21 protein-coding genes are annotated in these 18,653 nt (G+C 33.5%); all 21 read right to left on the bottom strand.

The features are described 5' to 3' along the window. Positions 1-597 precede the first annotated feature (597 nt). The gene (locus tag M3600_RS18830; RefSeq protein WP_098798501.1) at positions 598-1,638 is read right to left on the bottom strand and encodes a DUF3991 domain-containing protein; all 1,041 of its coding nucleotides are present in this window, start codon (positions 1,636-1,638) and stop codon (positions 598-600) included. A gap of 46 nt (positions 1,639-1,684) precedes the next feature. Continuing rightward, positions 1,685-3,145: a hypothetical protein gene (locus M3600_RS18825; protein WP_098798500.1), complete on the bottom strand. Its 1,461-nt coding sequence runs from the start codon at positions 3,143-3,145 to the stop codon at positions 1,685-1,687. A gap of 12 nt (positions 3,146-3,157) precedes the next feature. Continuing rightward, the gene (locus M3600_RS18820) at positions 3,158-4,021 is read right to left on the bottom strand and encodes a conjugal transfer protein TrbL family protein (protein WP_251647057.1); all 864 of its coding nucleotides are present in this window, start codon (positions 4,019-4,021) and stop codon (positions 3,158-3,160) included. Between the two features lie 9 nt (positions 4,022-4,030). Beyond that, positions 4,031-5,632 (bottom strand): VirD4-like conjugal transfer protein, CD1115 family, encoded by a 1,602-nt coding sequence (locus M3600_RS18815; RefSeq protein ID WP_098798498.1) that lies wholly within the window; start codon positions 5,630-5,632, stop codon positions 4,031-4,033. Then, complete coding sequence (locus tag M3600_RS18810; RefSeq protein ID WP_098798497.1) at positions 5,632-6,102, bottom strand: hypothetical protein; 471 nt, start codon at positions 6,100-6,102, stop codon at positions 5,632-5,634. Before M3600_RS18810 ends, M3600_RS18815 begins: the two co-directional genes overlap by 1 nt. Before the next feature lie 15 nt (positions 6,103-6,117). Continuing rightward, entirely contained in the window at positions 6,118-6,537 is a 420-nt protein-coding gene (locus M3600_RS18805; protein WP_098798496.1) for a hypothetical protein, read from the bottom strand. Further along, the gene (locus M3600_RS29020; protein WP_255301646.1) at positions 6,534-6,659 is read right to left on the bottom strand and encodes a hypothetical protein; all 126 of its coding nucleotides are present in this window, start codon (positions 6,657-6,659) and stop codon (positions 6,534-6,536) included. Before M3600_RS29020 ends, M3600_RS18805 begins: the two co-directional genes overlap by 4 nt. Before the next feature lie 28 nt (positions 6,660-6,687). After that, positions 6,688-7,272, bottom strand: a complete 585-nt coding sequence (locus tag M3600_RS18800) for a hypothetical protein (protein WP_251647056.1) — start codon at positions 7,270-7,272, stop codon at positions 6,688-6,690. Between the two features lie 12 nt (positions 7,273-7,284). Then, positions 7,285-8,346, bottom strand: a complete 1,062-nt coding sequence (locus M3600_RS18795) for a bifunctional lytic transglycosylase/C40 family peptidase (protein ID WP_098798494.1) — start codon at positions 8,344-8,346, stop codon at positions 7,285-7,287. Continuing rightward, on the bottom strand, positions 8,346-9,758 hold the full coding sequence (locus M3600_RS18790) for a hypothetical protein (RefSeq protein WP_098798493.1): 1,413 nt from the start codon (positions 9,756-9,758) through the stop codon (positions 8,346-8,348). The genes M3600_RS18795 and M3600_RS18790 overlap by 1 nt, the downstream gene beginning before the upstream one ends. Next, the gene (locus M3600_RS18785) at positions 9,759-11,738 is read right to left on the bottom strand and encodes a VirB4 family type IV secretion system protein (RefSeq protein ID WP_098798492.1); all 1,980 of its coding nucleotides are present in this window, start codon (positions 11,736-11,738) and stop codon (positions 9,759-9,761) included. It lies immediately after the preceding gene. Between the two features lie 15 nt (positions 11,739-11,753). Continuing rightward, positions 11,754-12,347: a hypothetical protein gene (locus M3600_RS18780; protein ID WP_098798491.1), complete on the bottom strand. Its 594-nt coding sequence runs from the start codon at positions 12,345-12,347 to the stop codon at positions 11,754-11,756. 30 nt (positions 12,348-12,377) lie between these two features. Then, positions 12,378-12,767: a hypothetical protein gene (locus M3600_RS18775; RefSeq protein ID WP_098798490.1), complete on the bottom strand. Its 390-nt coding sequence runs from the start codon at positions 12,765-12,767 to the stop codon at positions 12,378-12,380. Positions 12,768-12,818: 51 nt separating this feature from the next. Beyond that, positions 12,819-13,169 (bottom strand): CagC family type IV secretion system protein, encoded by a 351-nt coding sequence (locus tag M3600_RS18770; RefSeq protein WP_098798489.1) that lies wholly within the window; start codon positions 13,167-13,169, stop codon positions 12,819-12,821. Between the two features lie 56 nt (positions 13,170-13,225). Beyond that, positions 13,226-14,377 carry a hypothetical protein gene (locus M3600_RS18765; protein WP_098798488.1) on the bottom strand — a complete coding sequence of 384 codons (1,152 nt, stop codon included), beginning with the start codon at positions 14,375-14,377 and terminating at the stop codon, positions 13,226-13,228. 79 nt (positions 14,378-14,456) lie between these two features. Beyond that, positions 14,457-15,017, bottom strand: coding sequence for a hypothetical protein (locus M3600_RS18760; protein WP_251647055.1), 561 nt, complete (start codon positions 15,015-15,017; stop codon positions 14,457-14,459). Between the two features lie 240 nt (positions 15,018-15,257). After that, complete coding sequence (locus tag M3600_RS18755; protein ID WP_098797394.1) at positions 15,258-15,446, bottom strand: hypothetical protein; 189 nt, start codon at positions 15,444-15,446, stop codon at positions 15,258-15,260. Between the two features lie 67 nt (positions 15,447-15,513). After that, positions 15,514-15,876, bottom strand: coding sequence for a hypothetical protein (locus M3600_RS18750; protein ID WP_098797393.1), 363 nt, complete (start codon positions 15,874-15,876; stop codon positions 15,514-15,516). 16 nt (positions 15,877-15,892) lie between these two features. Beyond that, on the bottom strand, positions 15,893-16,627 hold the full coding sequence (locus M3600_RS18745) for a hypothetical protein (protein WP_098797392.1): 735 nt from the start codon (positions 16,625-16,627) through the stop codon (positions 15,893-15,895). Further along, positions 16,624-17,430, bottom strand: a complete 807-nt coding sequence (locus tag M3600_RS18740) for a hypothetical protein (protein WP_098797391.1) — start codon at positions 17,428-17,430, stop codon at positions 16,624-16,626. The genes M3600_RS18745 and M3600_RS18740 overlap by 4 nt, the downstream gene beginning before the upstream one ends. Then, positions 17,402-18,643 (bottom strand): CpaF/VirB11 family protein, encoded by a 1,242-nt coding sequence (locus tag M3600_RS18735; RefSeq protein WP_098797390.1) that lies wholly within the window; start codon positions 18,641-18,643, stop codon positions 17,402-17,404. The genes M3600_RS18740 and M3600_RS18735 overlap by 29 nt, the downstream gene beginning before the upstream one ends. Positions 18,644-18,653: the final 10 nt, after the last annotated feature.

The following is an 18,653-nucleotide window of genomic DNA, read 5'->3' as shown; positions in this document are numbered from 1 at the left end:
TTATAACGCCAGATATTTAATCTCAGATTTAACAAAAGAGTCTAGATTCACTAGCTCCATACACTTTTAGAGTTTCAACTGCACACTATTCACTATATTGATTTTAAAATCTCTCTATATAGTCTATTGAGGAGGAGTATTCGACACTAACCATAATATTCCTTCTAAAAAAATAAAAAACCTGTCGAAATTGACAGGATAATCCGTTGTTTTATATTTAATTTAATGTGCAGTGCCGTCTTTCTAATTGAATGGAGTGCCTCACATCAATATTAGAGGTCTATGAATAATAGCCCCAGTCCAGTTAATGGTCGGAATCACCTAAAGGTCACTGCACAATTATATAATATCGTATCTAGTAAGATTAATAAACCAATGTCCCCAAACGACTTTCAAAGTTTCTATAAGAGAACTCACGTTTAAAATAAAGGTACATTGGTTCTTCTAAATTATATATTAATTATTCTTTTTATTCATTATTATTTAAATTGTAGCTATAGACTTAACTAAGTAGCATGTAGTCTATTAAAATAGTGTATTTTTTTCTTTAATCACTACAGAAACGACTTTATTATTACTGTTCATAATAGTGTCGTATTATAGGTCTAATGATTTCTCAGCGTTTTTTTTTAAGCTTTCATTCACTCGTAATTTAAGCTCATTGTTCCAATCCCATTTCATTTGTCCTTTCGGCATATCTGGAATATCACTGTTTATTGAAATACTCCGGCCATCTTTTAACTGAAGATTATAATTCTGCAATTTATCGATAAATTCTTTTCCTGCACTGTCATTATCCACGCATAAAGTAATCGATTCGAGATCCCGGCCATTTCCCTTTAATTCTTTCAGGGTGTTTTTTATAGTTTGAAAAACAGTTTGCTGCTTCAGTCCATCCATACTTATTAATCTGCAATTTGTAAGTTTTGACCTATTTAATGAAAGGTAGCTTAATAAATCAATCGGTGCTTCAAAAAAGTACAATTTATCAGGATAACCCCTTGTGAAATTAAAACCACTGTTCGTGGCTTCCTTAGTAGTTGGCAGGACTTTTTTAAAATAAGAACGGTCAGCATGGATTCTCTTTTCTTCCGGAATCTCTCTTGTACCTTGTAAATTGGCTCCTATCAGCTCGCCCTTTTCTTTCCATTTGAAAACAACGTTTTTATATGAATCTTCTTTAATCAAATCAGCCTTGATGAATGCTTGCACTAAATCCGGATCTATTTTCCGATCATGAACTAAATAATTATAGACATTTTCCGTAGAACTAACTTCTTTTACATCATAATTAAATTCGCTCGGATAGCTTGGCTCCGACTTTTTAAAACTAGAGAGTGCATTATCCCCTAAATCATCATTTATTTTTTTGACTGCATGTTGAAAAGAAAGGTTATAGACATTCATCAAATAAGTAACTGCATTACCGGAAACGTTTCTACTATTCCAGCTGAAATAATTCTTTCTTGCATTAACCACTAAGCTATCATGATCCTCATGTCTGTAAAAATTATTACCTTCACTTTTTAACGGCTCCCCAATAGATAATAAATAATCAAGGATATTTACATTATTGGCTCTTTCTTTTTCCTCTGCGGAAACAAATAATTTTTCTTGCTTCTCTTCAGCAGCCTTCACCAAAGCTCATCCCCTTTCATATCACTAAAAAAAGCCAGGTATTAACCTAGCTTTTTAAAATCATATTTAAAATCATATTTTTAACATTCTCAACATAATTCTGTACTTCACTTAAAATCGGAAATTTATCGCCTAGATTGAAATAATTAATACATCCGATTGAAATCACCACAAAAGCAACCGTACTGAAGAGAAATTTCAAAGATCCACTACCATAAATCGGAATGCGTCCTAAGCTTTTCTTTTTGGCAGCACGATAACGATCTTCTATTTTAGCTTGCTTTGATTCTTCTCTTTCTTTTTGTCTTGCTGCCCTTCTTAACTCTTTTTCCTGATTTAGCTTTTCTTTTTTTAACTCTTCCATGAATTTTATTTTTTCAAGAGCTAATTTCTCTTCAATTTCTACTTTTTTATTTAAATTCTTCAGTTTTTCTTGTTTTTCGGCTGCCCGTTTCAGGTGATAGTTTTTCATCAACACAAAAGCCTTCTTACTGCCGTTTACAGAGCTTTTCGCCCCCGACCTGACCAATCGTATTGATAGGGACTTAACTTCCTCAAAATCAAGCTCCTGAAGCTTTTCTTTAAACGTCATTTTAGGCACTACTACTGTTGTCTGATAATTTTCTTGTGGCAAAGTTTGAACCTTATCGATCTTCTTGTAATCGATGAGGTCTTGCTGATGTTGAACTTCCTCTATATCACTCTCAGCTTTCAAAATACTAACCTTACGGTCAGCTTCAACTTTTTTTGTTTCAAGTTCCTGAAGCTCTTTTTTTCGTTCAAGTTCATTTTTTTCTAATTCTGTCTCAATACTGGCCAATTCAAGCTCAGCCTTTTTCGCTTCATCTTCGACCTCTTTTAATCGCTGTTCATGCTCATCTTTCTTTTTCTTATCAAGATTTCGCTTTTCCTCCATGAGCTTCATAGCATTTATTTTTTCTTCTTCTAGCTTCCTTAAAGCTTCAATACGCTGAGATTCCTTTACGGCTTCCTCTTTTTCCTTTAATTGTAGTGCCTTTTCAAGAGCTTTTTTTTCGTCCTGTATTTCTTGCATTTTTCTCTGAAATTCAATATCTCGCTGTTGACGTTCTTTTTCATCCTTTTTTAATTGCTGAAGAATATCATTCTTTTCTGTTTTTAACTGTTCTAATCGAACTTTCTCTTCAACATGATTATTAAAGGAAAATGAATCTTCTGTTTCATTTATTTCTCGATTCTCCACTTTCTTAACATAATCAATTACAACCTTAGGAGTACTAGAGTTTTCTTTTATAAGCTGAAAAAGACTTGGAATATCTCGATCTATTATAATCTTGGAATTAAAAACACTTTCTCCGGATTCCATTTCAACAATTTTGTAACTTATTTTCATACTTTGGCCAGACTGTTTATATTTAGTGACAGCTTCTAATAACATTTCATTTGCATCAAAAAAAGTCAGTGGGCGGTCAAACTCAATTTTACTTTTTTCAGCATTTAAACCCTTTTTATATGTGATAAGAAACATACAAATTCCTCCTTACTTCAAGAATTTCATGAGCATCATTCTTGATCCCATTGAGCCTAAGTTTCCGGCTCCTCTTGAAGCAGCACGAGCGCCCCCGCCACCATACCACATATTTTTCAATACAGAAGGTGATTTTATTATCAACGCTCCGGCTCCAATGGCCAAGAATATATTCCCACCCGAAAACAGGATGTTAATTATTAATGTAATTAAGAATATTTTTATTAAAAGGGAAACAACAATCGATATTAGCTCTCTCCACCAAACCTGAAAATAGTTATTATCGTCTGCAATCATTGAAAGAGATACAGGAGCAATAAGAATTTGCATTATTATATAATCTGCATAAAATACACAGACAGAATATAAAAACATAAAGAAAACAATAGCGAAGAAAATCAAAAGAATCATCGCTACGACTCCACCATAGCCAGTTACAGCTAATGCACTGCCAGCTAGTGCAGCTGAAATAACTGCATAAGCACCATTTCCTTCAAAATCAGTTCCTGCCGATGCGAAATAATTTGCAATCGGCAGGGCAATATCTAACATAATTATCTTTATCGCCCAAGGTAGCACTAACATAGCCACTGCACTTTTAATTACTCTTAAAAGTATCTCATCCAAAGGATATTCTTGCGTTCCATTTTGAGTATTAATGATATACTCTATAATTTTATAAAGAGCAATAACAACGGCAAAAACCCCTGTGAACCACACGAAAAATGTCATTACATTATTAACAAAAGAAGATGTAGGTAAATTAAAAACTAGTTCATTAACCATGACTAGAATCCAGTTCATAAACTCTTCTATCCAGCCATTGATTGTTTCTTCAAGCATTTCTTTCAATTTACCACCGACCCAATCAAACATTTAATCACCTCATTTTGCTTGTTTTAGATCGTCTTCTTCAGACATAGCCTCTAAAACACTCAATGAATTTTGGTACATTTCGATTTCTTCTCTAGCTTGTGCTAATACCTCATCTTGCTCATTTTCAGCTGCGTATTGCTCTTCAATTTCTTGATCTTCATCAATATAATTTTCTTCTTCTAATTGATCCATAAGATCCTCATAAGCAGCGACATCTTTTTCATAAGCTTCTTTAGCTGCATCACTTGTTTTCCTTTTATAAGCCATTTGTGATACCTCGTATTCATCAACTAATCCTGGGAATAATTCAAACTGAATAGCTTTCTTTGCTTTGATCGGATACTTTCCAGCGATTAATACAAGACTATCTTTTTCGGGCATTGTCAAGATTTCATCGGCATTCATTAAGGATCTTTGAGAGTAAGAAAAATTCGAGCTGCTTGACGAACTGCCTGTTTTACCTCGTGAAAGGGATCTTCCACCAGTTTCAACTTTTACAGTTGCTTTCCCCATAAGATTAGAAAAATATGCTGCTGTAGTGTCGTTAACATTCCCTAAACAAATTTTAATAGCACAGTTCCCTAATATAGATTCAGCTTTATCTTTACCGTACTTATCCATCAATTGAGTGTTATTTTGAAGAATCGTACAGCAAGCTATTCTATAACCACGACAAGTGGCTAAAAACTCTTCATAATTATTAAACTTACCTAAGTTGGGGAACTCATCTAACAGGAATACAGTTGGTACAGGAAGCTTCGCACCGTTTTTATCTCCTAAAATATAAAGCTCTTGGAACATCTGCGTAAAAAATAAATTAATAAGCCCTTCCCATGTTGAATCCATTGTAGGAATCAGAACATAAAGCGCAACTTTTCTTGTACCTATATCTTCAAAGAAAAAGTCATTGTTGCTTGTAAAAGCAGCAACTTCATCATCTACATAGTCACCAATTGTTGTAAGTAGACTTATGATAATACTTGCTCTTGTTTTTTCCTGCGACTTTTTAAATCCTAGCTCATAACTCCTTCTTGCTGGGTGTCGCTTATCAAGAGCCATAAACTTCATGTCAAGCTCACTATCACCGTCTTCATTTGCTTCCGGATCAAACTCCTGAAGGAAATCCAAAATCCCTTCCATATTCCTTTTGTCCGGGTGAAATTCTGTCTTGGCATAAAGAATTAGCGCTTTTAATAATCCTAATTGAGCATTAAACCAAATATCTTTTCTTTTAGGATCATTTTTAGCACTTACAATCGTATTTGCAACGGTTGTAGCATCTAAATCTCTCCTAACGTAACCAAAAGGGTTATAGTGGTCTGACAAGGCCATATTTTTAAAGTTTACAACCCTAACTTCATAACCTTGTGCTTCTTTTATTTTTGCCGTTTTCTCGTATACTTCACCTTTTGGGTCCGTAACAACAATGCTGCAATCCGTTATATTTAACATATTTGTAAGTACAAAAGATTGAGTTTTAAAAGAACCCGGCCCACCAACAACGTAATAATTCCTATTAGCAATTTTACTTTTTTCATGCTGGATTAAAGCTTTTCCATCTTTTAACCCCATCACAATCCCACTTGCGTTATTTTCTTGTATTGCAGCCATTATTTCACCTCATTATTTTCAGTGTTATTAATTTTAAAGTATTCATTTAAAAGCTCTTTTTCATCTTTAAAAATAAACCTTTGTATAACTTCATAATTCCTTGTTTCTATTTCTGCAAATTCCATAGTATCTAAACAACTTTCGAGAATTAAGTTAGCCTTTTTAATTAGAAATTGTAGCTTTAAATAATCATTATCTGAAATTGTTAAATGTAATTGTTCAACTTCTTCAACAAGATACATAATCATATGCATATTAAGCGAATTCCCCTGGCGATTACGGGTTAAAAGTAACACTAAAGCTGTTATTGTTGATAAAAGATTCTTATAGTCTTCTTTATAGCTTGTATTTTTTTTAGAAAAGGAGTAAGTATCTTTAGAACGAATAGATGTGTCTAAGAAATTTATTAATTCATGTTCTACTGATTTAATTTCTTCTTTTTTACCCTTAGAGATTTTAAATAATTTCATATACAAAATGTCTCCTTACAGACCGTTTGATTTTAATGTCTTTTTAAGTTGGTTATACATATTCTTACTTGGAATAACGGTAATTTGTTCAGGCACTTTAAATACTTCATGATTTTTTGCCCATCTTGAAGAACCTTGAACACCATATTTCTCTCCAACATTCTCATAATTTTTACTACGAGACTTTAATAAAAGGTAAATGAACAAGAAAAATGCAGCTCCCAATGATATGTAAAGCATAGGGTTAGCTGCTACATGCATTTCCTTGATATTCATAATTGGATGGAAAATAATATCTTTTGTATAATCCATAATAACTCCCGGACTAAATTCCGTTTTATACTCTGCTATAAAAGGAATAAATCCGGCAATGAAAATTGAAAAGTAAAACAAGAAAACAAATAGAATTGAAAATATAGTAATCTTTAACTTCACTTAACTTCCTCCTTCTCTTTTTTACTAATAATACCGATACAATCATTTTTTAAATTGAAGTGATTATGAACAACAATTCCTATAACCACAATAACCCCAATTACTACATTTAAAATTGTCATTAATAATCCTCCCTCTAATTACAATTTTTTAACTCTCTGACATAGAAGCAAATGTTCCTAATGTCTTCAAAGAAATTATTTGCTGTTTTCCATCTGTTTCAGCAACAACCACTTCAAATATTTGTGTTGTTTCAGGACTTTCAACACCCTCAACTTTATAAACAGTATCTATCAAAACTAAGCCTGTTAGCTCTTTTTTTTCAGCTGTTAAATAAAGCCTCATATTATTAATTTTGTTTTCAAATTTAACGTTAGGAATATCCGGAATCCCTGCTGTTGTCAATTGACCGTAAACATCGTCATTGACAAATTCTTTAATTTTTTCAAAACGCTCTTTATACGTTTTAGATGTATATTCATATTGAGTTTTGAAGAAATTCTCAACCACTTTTTTTGCATCATCATTTTCTGCAAGTTTCTCATCAACAATAATTCCTTCAGCTTCATCTAATCCTCTTTCCAAGGACTTGATTTGCTCTTTCAATTCTTTATTAAGTACCTGGTATTCTTTATTATCTTGGCTCTTGCTGCTCACGTTAAATCCTAATGCTATATTTGCAAAAACAGAAATTAATAGAGCGATAGATACAGCGATAAAAACCTTAGTATTCAATTTTTCCCCCTCCTATTTCACCACTCGGCCAAAGCCTGCAAAATGTTGTTTCCAATATCCTTGATTCCAATTTGAGTACCCAATCCCACTATTGCTAGCATCGTACATTCTTTTTTCATCAACATAAATTCCTACGTGGGTGATTGAACTTGCCGGACGGCTGGGATTAGTACCTTTGAAAAATACTAGATCTCCCGGTTGTGGATCAGCTACAGGAATTGAATGAGCGTGCTGTTCAGCTGCCGTTCTCGGTAAATCATAACCAAGCTGACGAAAAGCATATTGCATCAATCCACTACAATCAAAACTAGTAGAAGGGCTACTTCCACCCCAAGCATACGGCCAACCATTATATTTCAACACTTCATTCATTAACATTTGATATGTTTCAGGACCTAAAGCTGAAGCATCTGCATTTCCTATATCTCCACTTGCCCCAGGTGTAAGGTATTGCTGCACTAACAAGACATAATACATATTTCCATATGCGTAACGGAAATTTCCGTTAAAATCGGCTATGGGATTGCTATACTTAACAGTTCTTCCGTTTGCCTGATTTTTAGAGAAATTACTCGCTAAATCAAAGGTATATTGTTTGCCGTTACTTTTTACGTAATTATTAAAACCTGAACCAAAGTTATAACTCTGAACAGGGGTCCAAAAGTCCAAATCATTTGAGCGTGCATTCTTGATGACAGATGCAAGATGTTTTACTCCTACCTCAATTGATAAAACGGGATCTGTTATGCTGTTTGGTGGAAGTCCTGAAGATTCTGAGCTTTGCATAATATCAAGCCCTGATCCTCCGGTTTCAACCATCATGATTGCTAATATAACACCGACATATTCAGGTATTCCGTATTCTTCAGCATATTGGCTTACTACAGGCTCCCATGCCAGTACAGCATCATTAACTTTCGCAGTACCTGAATTTCCGGAATCGCCTCCAACTAAAAGCATCACACCAATAACCATCATCATAAAAAAAGACAGTACTATGAGTACTATCTTTTTCCAATGCTTTGCTCCTTGTTGCGCTATGGTTAAAGCGACTTTTGCTGTTACAACATCCATTAAGCATCCATCCCTATTTTTTCATCTAGCTTGATAAGCTCTTTTTGTACTTCAACAAGCTCATCTTCTAATTTTTTAATTTCTGCCTCCCTCTTTATTTTCTCTTCTTCACTTTCCTCTAATGATTCTTCTTGGTTTAAAGATGTGATCTGATCGTTTATACTCTTCACTTGAATTTCTAATTGAGCTTTTTTTATATATTGATTAATCTCTTTAATTTCACCTTTACTTAACTTAAAAAGACCTGCACTATCTGATTTTAATCTTTCTAATATTTCTTTCGCAAATTCATAATTATCATGTTTTATGAATGCTAATGATAATCTTTTAAGTGTATCTTTATCCTCGATTAATGGCGCTTTTGCGACTAAATTATCTGAATCAAAATCTACAATCTCTTTTTCAAAAGCCAAGAATGGTGAATCGGATTTTAACTCTAATAATTCCTCTTCCTGACCAATTTTGTAAAGTCGAGATACAACTTCTTTTTCAATCGTTTTATCATATGAGATAGCTTCATCATATTTCCCGGCTTGAACTAGCATATCTGCAATAACTGCTGGATCTTCCCCTTTACCCTCCATTAATTTGACAGCCTTTTTTGTATCACCACTTGATACAGCAAGTACCAACTCATTTTCGGCCTTGGCTGCGGCCAATTCTTCTTGGAAATTAGCAGCAACATTTTTTTCAATTTGTTTTATTCCTCCGGCGAATAATAAAACTATCAATAAAACTCCAAGACTTCCGAGGTATATTTTTCTTTTAAAACCTTTTTTACGGCTTGTTTCTTGAAATTGCGCCTTTTCATAAAAGCTGGATTGCTCTTTTTCTAGTTCTCTATCAACTAGTGTCTTTAAATCAGCAAATGATGTAGCTGCATTAACAGCGAACATAAATTCATTGTTTTCTTTTCGTAAAAGGTTATCTTTGTTGACTATAAACCTTTTGTAAGAGTGCTTATCACTAAAGAAGCCTAATACAAATAATTTGTACTGATCTAATGTGCTTAAATCCTTATGGAAGGGCAGAAAACCATTAGAACGATAAAGAATTTTTATGTCGTTAAAATTTTTAAAGAAAACATTATTTAAATCTAAGTAAGTCATACCATCCGATTCAAGCAAAGGATCTGTTTCTAAAAGATTTTTAATCAACTGCAACTTAATAACCGGAACATATTTTTTAGCCTTTTCTAAAGGCTCATAACCTTCCGGAAGATTATAAACCAAGTAAATTTTATTGTTTTGTCGGGATATACTCTCTACATCAAAAAAACCCGGTAGCGCAAGCTCCAAGTCTTCGATTTGATCTAAGCTAGAAACCTTAGTGAATTTTTCATCGATTTCTATCTTATATTCTCTTTTATTTACGTACAGAGTAAGGTTATCCATCATTGTAATTTTTTTCATTTAAAACCCCTCAACTTTATTCAATTCATTAGTAATTTGACTAATTTCATTTTGTGAAAGGAGGACTTTATCTGACCAATCCGGCAATTCCTTTGCACTACGACCTGTTTTTTCTTCATATTTCTTAGGATTTAATAACCTTAATTCTTCTTCCGTCAAAACAACTTTTAATAAAGCACGCTGTGCCCCATAAAGAATTAACGCTTCCCCTTGCTTCTTAGCTTTTAAGAAGTGAATTTCTTTATCTGACAACGGAATTTTCAAACGATCGATTACCTGATTAATTTCACGAGGTTCAAAACCGAACATAATTTTAGTGTAACTATTACCAACAATAGCCTCACCGATACCACCCGGAGCATCAAGTAAATCCTGAATTTGTTGTGTTGTTACAGTAGCCCCAGCGTTATACTTTCTAAAACGTTTGTAGGCTTGAAAAAAGAAGTCCGCACTTTCAGGGTTTTTCAACAAAAAGTGAAACTCATCGCAAAATAACTCGTCCGATTGGGATAAATTACTTGTGAATAGCTCCCATAAATAACTGAATGTATTTAGATATGCAGCAGCCTGCATTTCTTTTTCTGTTTGCAAAAGCTTTAAATTAAAGGAAATGATTTTTGCGCTCATATCAACGTTTGTATGGCCATTAAAAAGAGTACTGGACCCTTCAACCATGTCTTCGAGGATAAAGCAATATCGCTCGATTAATTCGAATTTCTTTGTGTCCGTATCTTTCAATTCCTTTAAAGCCTGAAGTAAATCGCTTAAAATTGGCCAATCTTCATGTTTCATTTTATCTAAATCTTTAATTTCTCTAAATTTGTCAAACAATTGCATAGAGATGTTTGAAATGATTGATAATTGAACCTGATCCATGTCAGGCATATTCACTTTATGGAACCCCTTTAAACGGTTAACCTTTTGACGAATTAAATTATCGACGTCTGTTTCTGTTAACTTTCTATCTCTTAGTACACCGTCTTCATCGGAATCCAATGCTTGGGACAGAATTTCAAATGGATTCATTCTAGTAGGACTTGCACTAGAAAGATCAATCACAGTACCGCCAAATTTAATTACATCTTTTGAATATTCGTCTTCCGGATCAATAATATAAATATTATCTTCACCTTCAGCAATCTTCCGGAAAATATTACTTTTTTGATATGTTGACTTACCACCGCCTGAAGTACCTAGAACAATTTTATTCCTATTTAACGTCCGGCCCCTATCTTTATAATCAATGGCAATCCAGGAGTTTGTTTCTTTATTAATTCCTTCAATTGTTGATGTTGGAGTCAAATCACAGATTTCATTATCATCAAAAGGAAAAAACGAGCTTGCGCTAACGGTATTAGTCATAGCATAGGTATACTCTTTCAAATCGTTCAGACCTATTGGGAAGGACGAGAAATAAGCATCTTCTATTCTTCTATAAGGGGTAATTCCCTTTAAATTAATTTTGATTAAAACACGATTCAAACTTTCTTCTAAAGACCTTAATTCAGACTCTGAATGAGCCTGTAACAAGATATACGTGTAAAGATATATAAAAGCACTCTTTTCATCTAAAGACTGTTCTAGCTGCTTCTTAGCCGTTACTAGCTCCCTTTTTATTTGCTCTCGTCTGTAGTGGTCTAACGTTTTTAATAATTCAGCTTCCTTATTCTTTACTGTTTCATTGTAGTGTCTATTTAATATTTCACCGTTTGCCGGCTCTAAATGTTGTGTGATGGTAATATTCCCTTTTAACCTTTTTAACGGAGATAACCAATTCCCTGTTGGCTCGGAAGGATAACTAAGAATCACATAAGGCTTTATATAATTTCCACTTGAAGCTATATATTCTCTGTTCAATTCAAAGACAAAGGGATAACGACTTTCTATCACATCTTTATCTATCAATCCGTCAATCTGATTTTCTATTTTTACTTTCAAATCTTTTTTGGGTTTAGATCCAAACAAAGATAATAAATTCATTTACTCCACCTACTTTTAATGTTGATAAATTGAAGTTTTATAATCTAAAAACTGATGTAAAACCGATAGGGCTTCATTAGCACTTAATACTTCTTGCTGGCTGTCATATGCATTTAACACCTGATGGATAGCCCTCATAATTTCTTCCCTTTTTTCTGTTAACTTGATTTCTGCTTCATGCAGATATTCAAGTGTTGGCTTCTTCAACTTCTCTTTTAATACAATAAAGTGAGCTTTAACAGCCATGCTTAAATCCGTTTCTGTTTTTTGATACTCATATAAGTAACTGGCTCTTAACTGCCGAAGATTTTCATTCACATCCGGATCTTGCGAAGATTTTATATGTTGAAGTTTCCATTTCCTTAAATAATCTCCCATCTTAATAGGAATTGTCATAGAAACTGTTTGGGGGCGATAATGAATATTTTGAGCCAAAAATGCTCCATATTCATCAAAGATAGAGTTTTGTTCGTAAAGTGACAACAAATCAAAATTCACACCTTTTACTTTTATCATGGTGACTAGAGCATGTTCCTTTAGATAAATAAAATCAGAATAAACACCCTCAATCGGACTTATATCATTGAAGGAAATTTCTTTTTCGCTCAAATTATCCAACTCCTAAACTTTTTCTTATTTTTAATCTAAAAATGTATTTTTGGGTTTTACGAAATATATTTTCTTTTTCTTACGATAATCAAGAAACTCTTTTATAAAGTCCTTTGAACGAATATTATCTCTGAATTTAACAGGTCTATAGTTTACATAAACAACTGGAATGACAATTATAAGTACAATAAAAATGGCTTTGATTAACCAAAAAACCATCGAATTATAAGGTGGAATAAACCCTATCCCTATAGAGATCAACAATGCAGGTAAAATATAAATAAGTATTTCTTTCAAAGTCATGTTAGCTAGTATTTTATATTGATTATCTACATTTTTAGGGAAGAACCATTTGCGTCCTCTTCTTCCACTTGAATCTATCATTTCTAACAACGCTTGCTTAACTTGATCTTGATCCATAAAACCACTCCTTAAAAAAATAGAGAAAGCCGGAAGCTTTCTCTATACATCTTATTTGAACAATGAGTAAACCCAAGGGAGAAGCCAAATTAAAGCAGCAGCTGCACCAATAGCAGCTAGAACTCCACCTATACTTTTCCACATTTCATTTTTCACATGAGGATCATCGATGCTAGGTAGATGCTTAACAATAATTTTTAATGAAGCTGCAATACCAACTACTACAACAATCCCTGTTAATACTGTTTGGAATGCAGTAACACCACTTTTTATCTTGGTCTGAACCGTACCTGTAGATGCAGCAAGACCGATTTCAGGAGCCACGAAAAACATAAGAATTGCAAATGCTAGTACACCAACAAATTTAAAAAATCCATTATCAAATCTTTTTACCGATAACATAATCTTTAACTCCTTTAAAAGAGCAAGTGCTTTAAAAGCACTTGCCTTCTTTTTATTTATATTGATAATTCCAATTCTTTTACTTTTGTTTTAATCTCGTTTTGTTCTTGTTTTGGTTCGATCTGAACACCCTTCATCGTGTTATAGATTGATTGATACACTTCAGGATGTTTCGATTTCACAACATTAACAAACGTCTTTAATCCTTCATTTTCTTTCTTTAATTGCTTATTTTGATTTTCCAGATTACCTACAATAGGAGACATATCCGCAAGCGATTGCGAAACTTCCCCAGCTTTTATTTTTGCTGCTTCTGTTTTCGCAGCTTCCTTAACCTCGTCAAAAGCCTTTTGAACTTGCGATAAGGCAGAAGCTTCAGGCTCTTTTTCGATGATCTGATACTTTTTATCAAGGGATGCACTTAAATTTTTAATTTTATCATTCACATTCTGTACTTTTTCAGCCACAGCATTATGAATATTAATTTTCACATCATTAACCTTATTTTCAATTCCGGATCTAACGTTATCTTTTATATCAACAAAAAGTTGTTTTAGACCGTCTTTTAGATCTGTAAAAATCTTGTTTAATTTCCCTTTCATATTTTCCTCTAATTGCGGAATATCTTCATGGGAAGCTTTTTCGATTTTCTCGGAAAAATCGGATAGAAGCTTTTCAAGCTTCGAAAAATGGTGATCCAATAGAGCAGATACTTCAGGATTTTTTGAAGGATCTAAGCCTTGCTCTTCCAGCATGTTTTTAACTTCCTTCATTTCTTGATTAACTGTAAGCGCAATTGGATGGTCCGGCTTAAATTCCTTTGATGAAAGAATATTTTCATTTTCTTTAATAGCAAGCTCTTTATTTAAATTGTAGTATTTAACAGCTTCAGCATAGTCAATTTTAAAATCGTTCTTCGATTCTAATAATAACTCTGCTGCACTAAAAGGAGGGAATGCCTCTTTATCTTCATATGCTAGATACTTTGTTCCAGTAAAACTTAAATCGCCTTCACCATCGATTAAATAGTGCTTTCCTTTTGGTGTGACAATGCCAGTAGCGTAATGACTGAATTGATTATCTGTACCTTCAAATGGATAAACACCTAGCTTGCTGCTTTCTCTTGCTTCGAGTTGTTGTGATCTGATTTTTTCTAGACCTTTTAAGAATTCTTCCATTGTAGGAATTTCATGAAATTTTTTGGCCATTTGTCAATCCCCCTTCTTTAAAGAAATTGATGAATTTAAAAGGACTGCCCCCTGAAAATACACAGGGGGATTTTACATGTTATTTTTTAGGTTTTAAGGGTTCAAAGATTTTATAAACTCTGCTAATAAGTTCTGTTTTTTCACTTTCGTTACTTCGGTAAAAATTGATCTTTTCTTTTACTTTTTCTCTTTCGATTTCTACCGGTTTTTGATTGGTTATTTTATTTAACAGGATGTCTTTTCTCTTTGTTTCATACTTTGAATTTGTTAATTCAATCTCGAAAGTGTACTTTTGAACAGATGTATGATCTTTAGCAGCTTGTGCATTTTTCAATCTATTCGTGAGTTTGGTAACTTCTGACGAACGAGCCTTCTCTAACTCTTTAATCTGATTGTTAGCCCTTTCCTCAATCAATTGATAATCCTTATTTAAATCTTTGGCTTTATTGTTTAGACCAGTGATTTGACGCTCTGTACTGTTCCTTAAATCCAGGGTGAAATTATATCTAAAACTATCAAACTCTTTGAAAACTTGGCTTGGTGTAGCTCCAGCTGCGCTTGCTACAGTTGGAACCAAGATAGCTGTTGTTAATCCTGCAGTAAGAATAAGTTTTGAAATTTTTTTTGAACCTTTCACCATTTAAAATACCCCTTCTCTTTTCTCTATTACAGATTGGCCATTTTCTCTTTAGTACATATATAAAAATCCAAGCACCACCTCCTATTAGTTTTAAAATTTCGGTACCATCCCTTTAAATCTAGTAATTACCAAATCGTTGATTTCCGGAAATGCTATAGAACACAAGCCAATTAAGCCAGCCACAACCAAGACCATCCCGATTAGCCAATAAGTCCGGTCTGTGTTTTGTTCAAGCATGATTTATTGAAAGAAACTCATAATAGAATCGATAGGAAATTGAGCAAAACCTGCTGTTAATGTTGAAGTAAATTTAGTAATTACTTTATTAAAAAGGTCCGGAAAAGCTACTTTAGAAGCACCTATTAAAATAGCAACGACAACAACTGCTCCAATCATCCAATACGTACGATCTGTGTTTTGATCTAACATTAATTACCACTCCTGTTTTTTAAATTTTTTCACTTTTTTTTAGAAGGGAAAGTATAAACCCAGGAAACTATCTTATTTGAGATATTGCTGATCCTTTAACTGAAATATTTTTACTTAATAAAGGTAAAAAGAAAAATTTATGTGTTGAATTAATGGTGTAATCTACTTCTTTTCCAAATGAAAACTGCTGATTCATTTGTGGACTTTGGATTTTAAATTTACCTTTAAAATGGTCCTGATTGTAGGCTTCTACTTTTTCAATCGCTTCCCCGGTAAGACCACCATTCCTTTCTATTTGATAATTTACATACTGCTTAAAATCATTAGCGTGATTGATTTCAGAGAAAAATAACGCTAGAGATACCATAGAAAAGATAATAAACAAAGAAATGTAAAGCTTCCCCATTTCCATGGTTGAACTTTCTAACATAGAACCTACCTCCTTATCATAGTAATCCAGTAGAGAAAGCTTCTGAAATCATGCATATTGCATAACCTAACGTAATAACAAAGCTGGCCATTGTTAATTTTGTTGGATACATTGAAAATTTTCGAAGCTTATAAGTAATAATTTCGTCAACACCTTCAAACAGCTGTTCACTTGATAGCTGGCCAAGTTCCATAATGATTGAATGGTCAAAAGTATTTTGATGAAAGTCATACAAAGTTGTCATAAATAAAATTGAACTATCTGTACCGGAGGCATCTTTTGCAAAACGTACAAACGGCTCTTCTGAATTTGGAAATTCATTCATTTCAATTAACAAACGCTCCAAAGAGTTTTTAACATGGCCTGGCTCTAAACGGTCTAATAATCTAGTAAATACACTGTAAAGGGTAGCATCCGTTTGTAATAAAAAAGGGATTAGCATCCTTGTGAATTTTGAAAATTGAAGTTGTTTCTCAAAATTAAAATTCCCATAAAATTTTTTGGCACGATTATATTCATTCCACCACAGAAAACCACTTATCGCTAAGCCAGCTAAAGACCACCACCACTGAAAGAAGAAAGCTGCTATTATTAATGGGAAGCCAAACAGGACGGCTCTAAAGAATCTTTTCTTTTGATACTTAATAAACCGTTCCTCGGTAAATCCCATTTCCTTACACATATCGTAAAGATTGTGTTCAGCAACACGAAGCCATATACTAGGTTTTGCCTCGATAGTAGTTTCGCTCATATGTTCACCTCCATAATATTGTCGTCAACCAGTTTCTTTCTGAATGCAAGAAAATAGCCTCCGACTATAATTAAATAAGCTGCGCTAGTCACCCATCCAATCGGATTTCTAGCATAGACATTTACAAATTGATCCCAACCAAAACTAAATGTTATTGCCATAATTAATACAAGGCCGATTGTTACAATGAATTTGAAGTTATAAGCTTCTTTATGTTTTTTGGCCATAAAATCATCTTGTTTTTTCTTTACTTGATTGTGATAGGATTTTATATCTTTTAATGTTTCCATAGAAAAACGGCCTTCTATGGAGGCCGTTGCTAATTGTTCTACAAATAAATCAAAGATTACATCGTTTTTGTATTTGTCGGATAAAACTTGAAAGGCATCTTGCTGCTCCTTTGCGTTCGCATCAACTAATGAAGCTTGCAATACAAGAAGGTCCTCTTTAAACTCTCCATTGGCCCTTTCTGTAACTGTTTTTAGAGCATCCAAAACTGTTCTTTCCTGATTGGTTAGCATTTGCGTAATGTTATTTACAAAGTTATTTCTTTCTCGGAATGCATTTACTTCATAAGCTCTTTTTGCGTTTTGAGGCATCATAATTTTGTATGCGTAAATCATAGCAACTACCCCAACGATAAGGGCTAACCACCAATAATAGAAAAGCGCAAATGTAAAAAGAGCGCTAATTGAGAAAGGGATTAGAAGAGTAGAGACAAGTTCTCTTTTTTGCAAAGGATTTCCGTAAGCTATACGAAGAGCATTTACTTCATCAAGCGTATACTTTTTCTTCTTGGCCATCTAAAACTTCCTCCTTTCCGAGAGTTGGTATTTCACAACCGAACTTCAATAAATTTTGGATAAATTCATCACTCATTTCTCCAATAACTGGGATTAACTCATCTCCTCTTTTGATCTGCTTGAATACTGTAACGGCTGTTTTATCCGGTCTAAGTTCTACAACTTCACTCAAATATCGAACAACCTTTCCTTCAATTTGAGCCTTTTCAATATGGCATCCTAATTGGAAGTAGTTATAAATATCTTCTAAAACAGATTCTTCATCGATGGTATATCCAATCTTCATCATATTGATAAATCGTTTTGGAATTGCCCTGGCATCAACAGAGTGTAAAGTTGTAATAATTCTATGCCCTGATAAAACCGCCTGAAGCATTTCGTAGGCCTCTTTTCCACGTGTTTCAGATACAAGCATCCATACAGGGTTATTACGTAAACCAGCTCTAATTAAGTCAGTAAAACTAATAGATTGGGAAGTAAGCCAACTATGAATATCTTTATCAGGATACAATTCTTTAAGATAACTATCTAAAGTGTCTTCCATATTAACTATCTTCTCTTCGAAATCTATATATCTAACAAGGAATTTTTGTAACTCTGTTTTTCCTGTTCCTGTCTCTCCTGCTATGATGATATTACAGCGAGATTTAATTGCTGCTTCAAAAAAATCTAGCATGTATTCAGGAGCAAAGTTTTTAAAATTCCCTTCATTCAGTATAGCTTCAGCTTTTGAAGAACGAAGAGCCATTGTAGTACCAAAAGGCGATAAGCTTTTGTGAACAGCATTGATACGCAAATTATTTAATGAAGCATCCAATATTGGATTTTTAGGAGTAAACTCTTTCCCTACTGCATTTGCAAACTTTTGAATCAATTTAATAATGTAGTTTTCGCTAATTTGCTCGTCATACACATACTTTTCATTGTTTGTATTAACGATTAATTCGGTTCCGTTATAACTTATATCCGTCACTGAAGGATCTTTAATTATTTCTTCAATTACTCCTAGGCCAACAATCTCAGATAGAGCATAATCGATATGTTCTTCAGTTCTCAAAATGACATTATGGCGTTTTGGAAGATCATTTTGCATAACCTTTTTTAAAGCTTCCCGGGCGATAGGATCAGTAAAAGCCTCTAGCATCAATTCCGGATTAATTATTTTCAAATCATTGATTATGTCTTTTAAAATATCCTCAGAAATTTTCTTCATTACGTCCTCC

Source organism: Niallia sp. MER 6, from assembly GCF_023714395.1.
Classification (GTDB): Bacteria; Bacillota; Bacilli; order Bacillales; family Cytobacillaceae; genus Niallia.
This window is presented reverse-complemented; position numbering and strand designations above follow the sequence as displayed.

Bases quoted from the DNA above. Each gene is read 5' to 3' on its own strand.
- M3600_RS18735 (WP_098797390.1), bottom strand. From the start codon at position 18,643: ATGAAGAAAATTTCTGAGGATATTTTAAAAGACATAATCAATGATTTG.
- M3600_RS18750 (WP_098797393.1), bottom strand. From the start codon at position 15,876: ATGTTAGAAAGTTCAACCATGGAAATGGGGAAGCTTTACATTTCTTTG.
- M3600_RS18765 (WP_098798488.1), bottom strand. From the start codon at position 14,377: ATGGCCAAAAAATTTCATGAAATTCCTACAATGGAAGAATTCTTAAAA.
- M3600_RS18815 (WP_098798498.1), bottom strand. From the start codon at position 5,632: ATGGCTGCAATACAAGAAAATAACGCAAGTGGGATTGTGATGGGGTTA.
- M3600_RS29020 (WP_255301646.1), bottom strand. From the start codon at position 6,659: ATGACAATTTTAAATGTAGTAATTGGGGTTATTGTGGTTATAGGAATT.
- M3600_RS18745 (WP_098797392.1), bottom strand. From the start codon at position 16,627: ATGAGCGAAACTACTATCGAGGCAAAACCTAGTATATGGCTTCGTGTT.
- M3600_RS18785 (WP_098798492.1), bottom strand. From the start codon at position 11,738: ATGAATTTATTATCTTTGTTTGGATCTAAACCCAAAAAAGATTTGAAA.
- M3600_RS18790 (WP_098798493.1), bottom strand. From the start codon at position 9,758: ATGAAAAAAATTACAATGATGGATAACCTTACTCTGTACGTAAATAAA.
- M3600_RS18775 (WP_098798490.1), bottom strand. From the start codon at position 12,767: ATGGATCAAGATCAAGTTAAGCAAGCGTTGTTAGAAATGATAGATTCA.
- M3600_RS18820 (WP_251647057.1), bottom strand. From the start codon at position 4,021: ATGTTTGATTGGGTCGGTGGTAAATTGAAAGAAATGCTTGAAGAAACA.
- M3600_RS18740 (WP_098797391.1), bottom strand. From the start codon at position 17,430: ATGGCCAAGAAGAAAAAGTATACGCTTGATGAAGTAAATGCTCTTCGT.
- M3600_RS18825 (WP_098798500.1), bottom strand. From the start codon at position 3,145: ATGTTTCTTATCACATATAAAAAGGGTTTAAATGCTGAAAAAAGTAAA.
- M3600_RS18795 (WP_098798494.1), bottom strand. From the start codon at position 8,346: ATGGATGTTGTAACAGCAAAAGTCGCTTTAACCATAGCGCAACAAGGA.
- M3600_RS18760 (WP_251647055.1), bottom strand. From the start codon at position 15,017: ATGGTGAAAGGTTCAAAAAAAATTTCAAAACTTATTCTTACTGCAGGA.
- M3600_RS18770 (WP_098798489.1), bottom strand. From the start codon at position 13,169: ATGTTATCGGTAAAAAGATTTGATAATGGATTTTTTAAATTTGTTGGT.
- M3600_RS18810 (WP_098798497.1), bottom strand. From the start codon at position 6,102: ATGAAATTATTTAAAATCTCTAAGGGTAAAAAAGAAGAAATTAAATCA.
- M3600_RS18755 (WP_098797394.1), bottom strand. From the start codon at position 15,446: ATGTTAGATCAAAACACAGATCGTACGTATTGGATGATTGGAGCAGTT.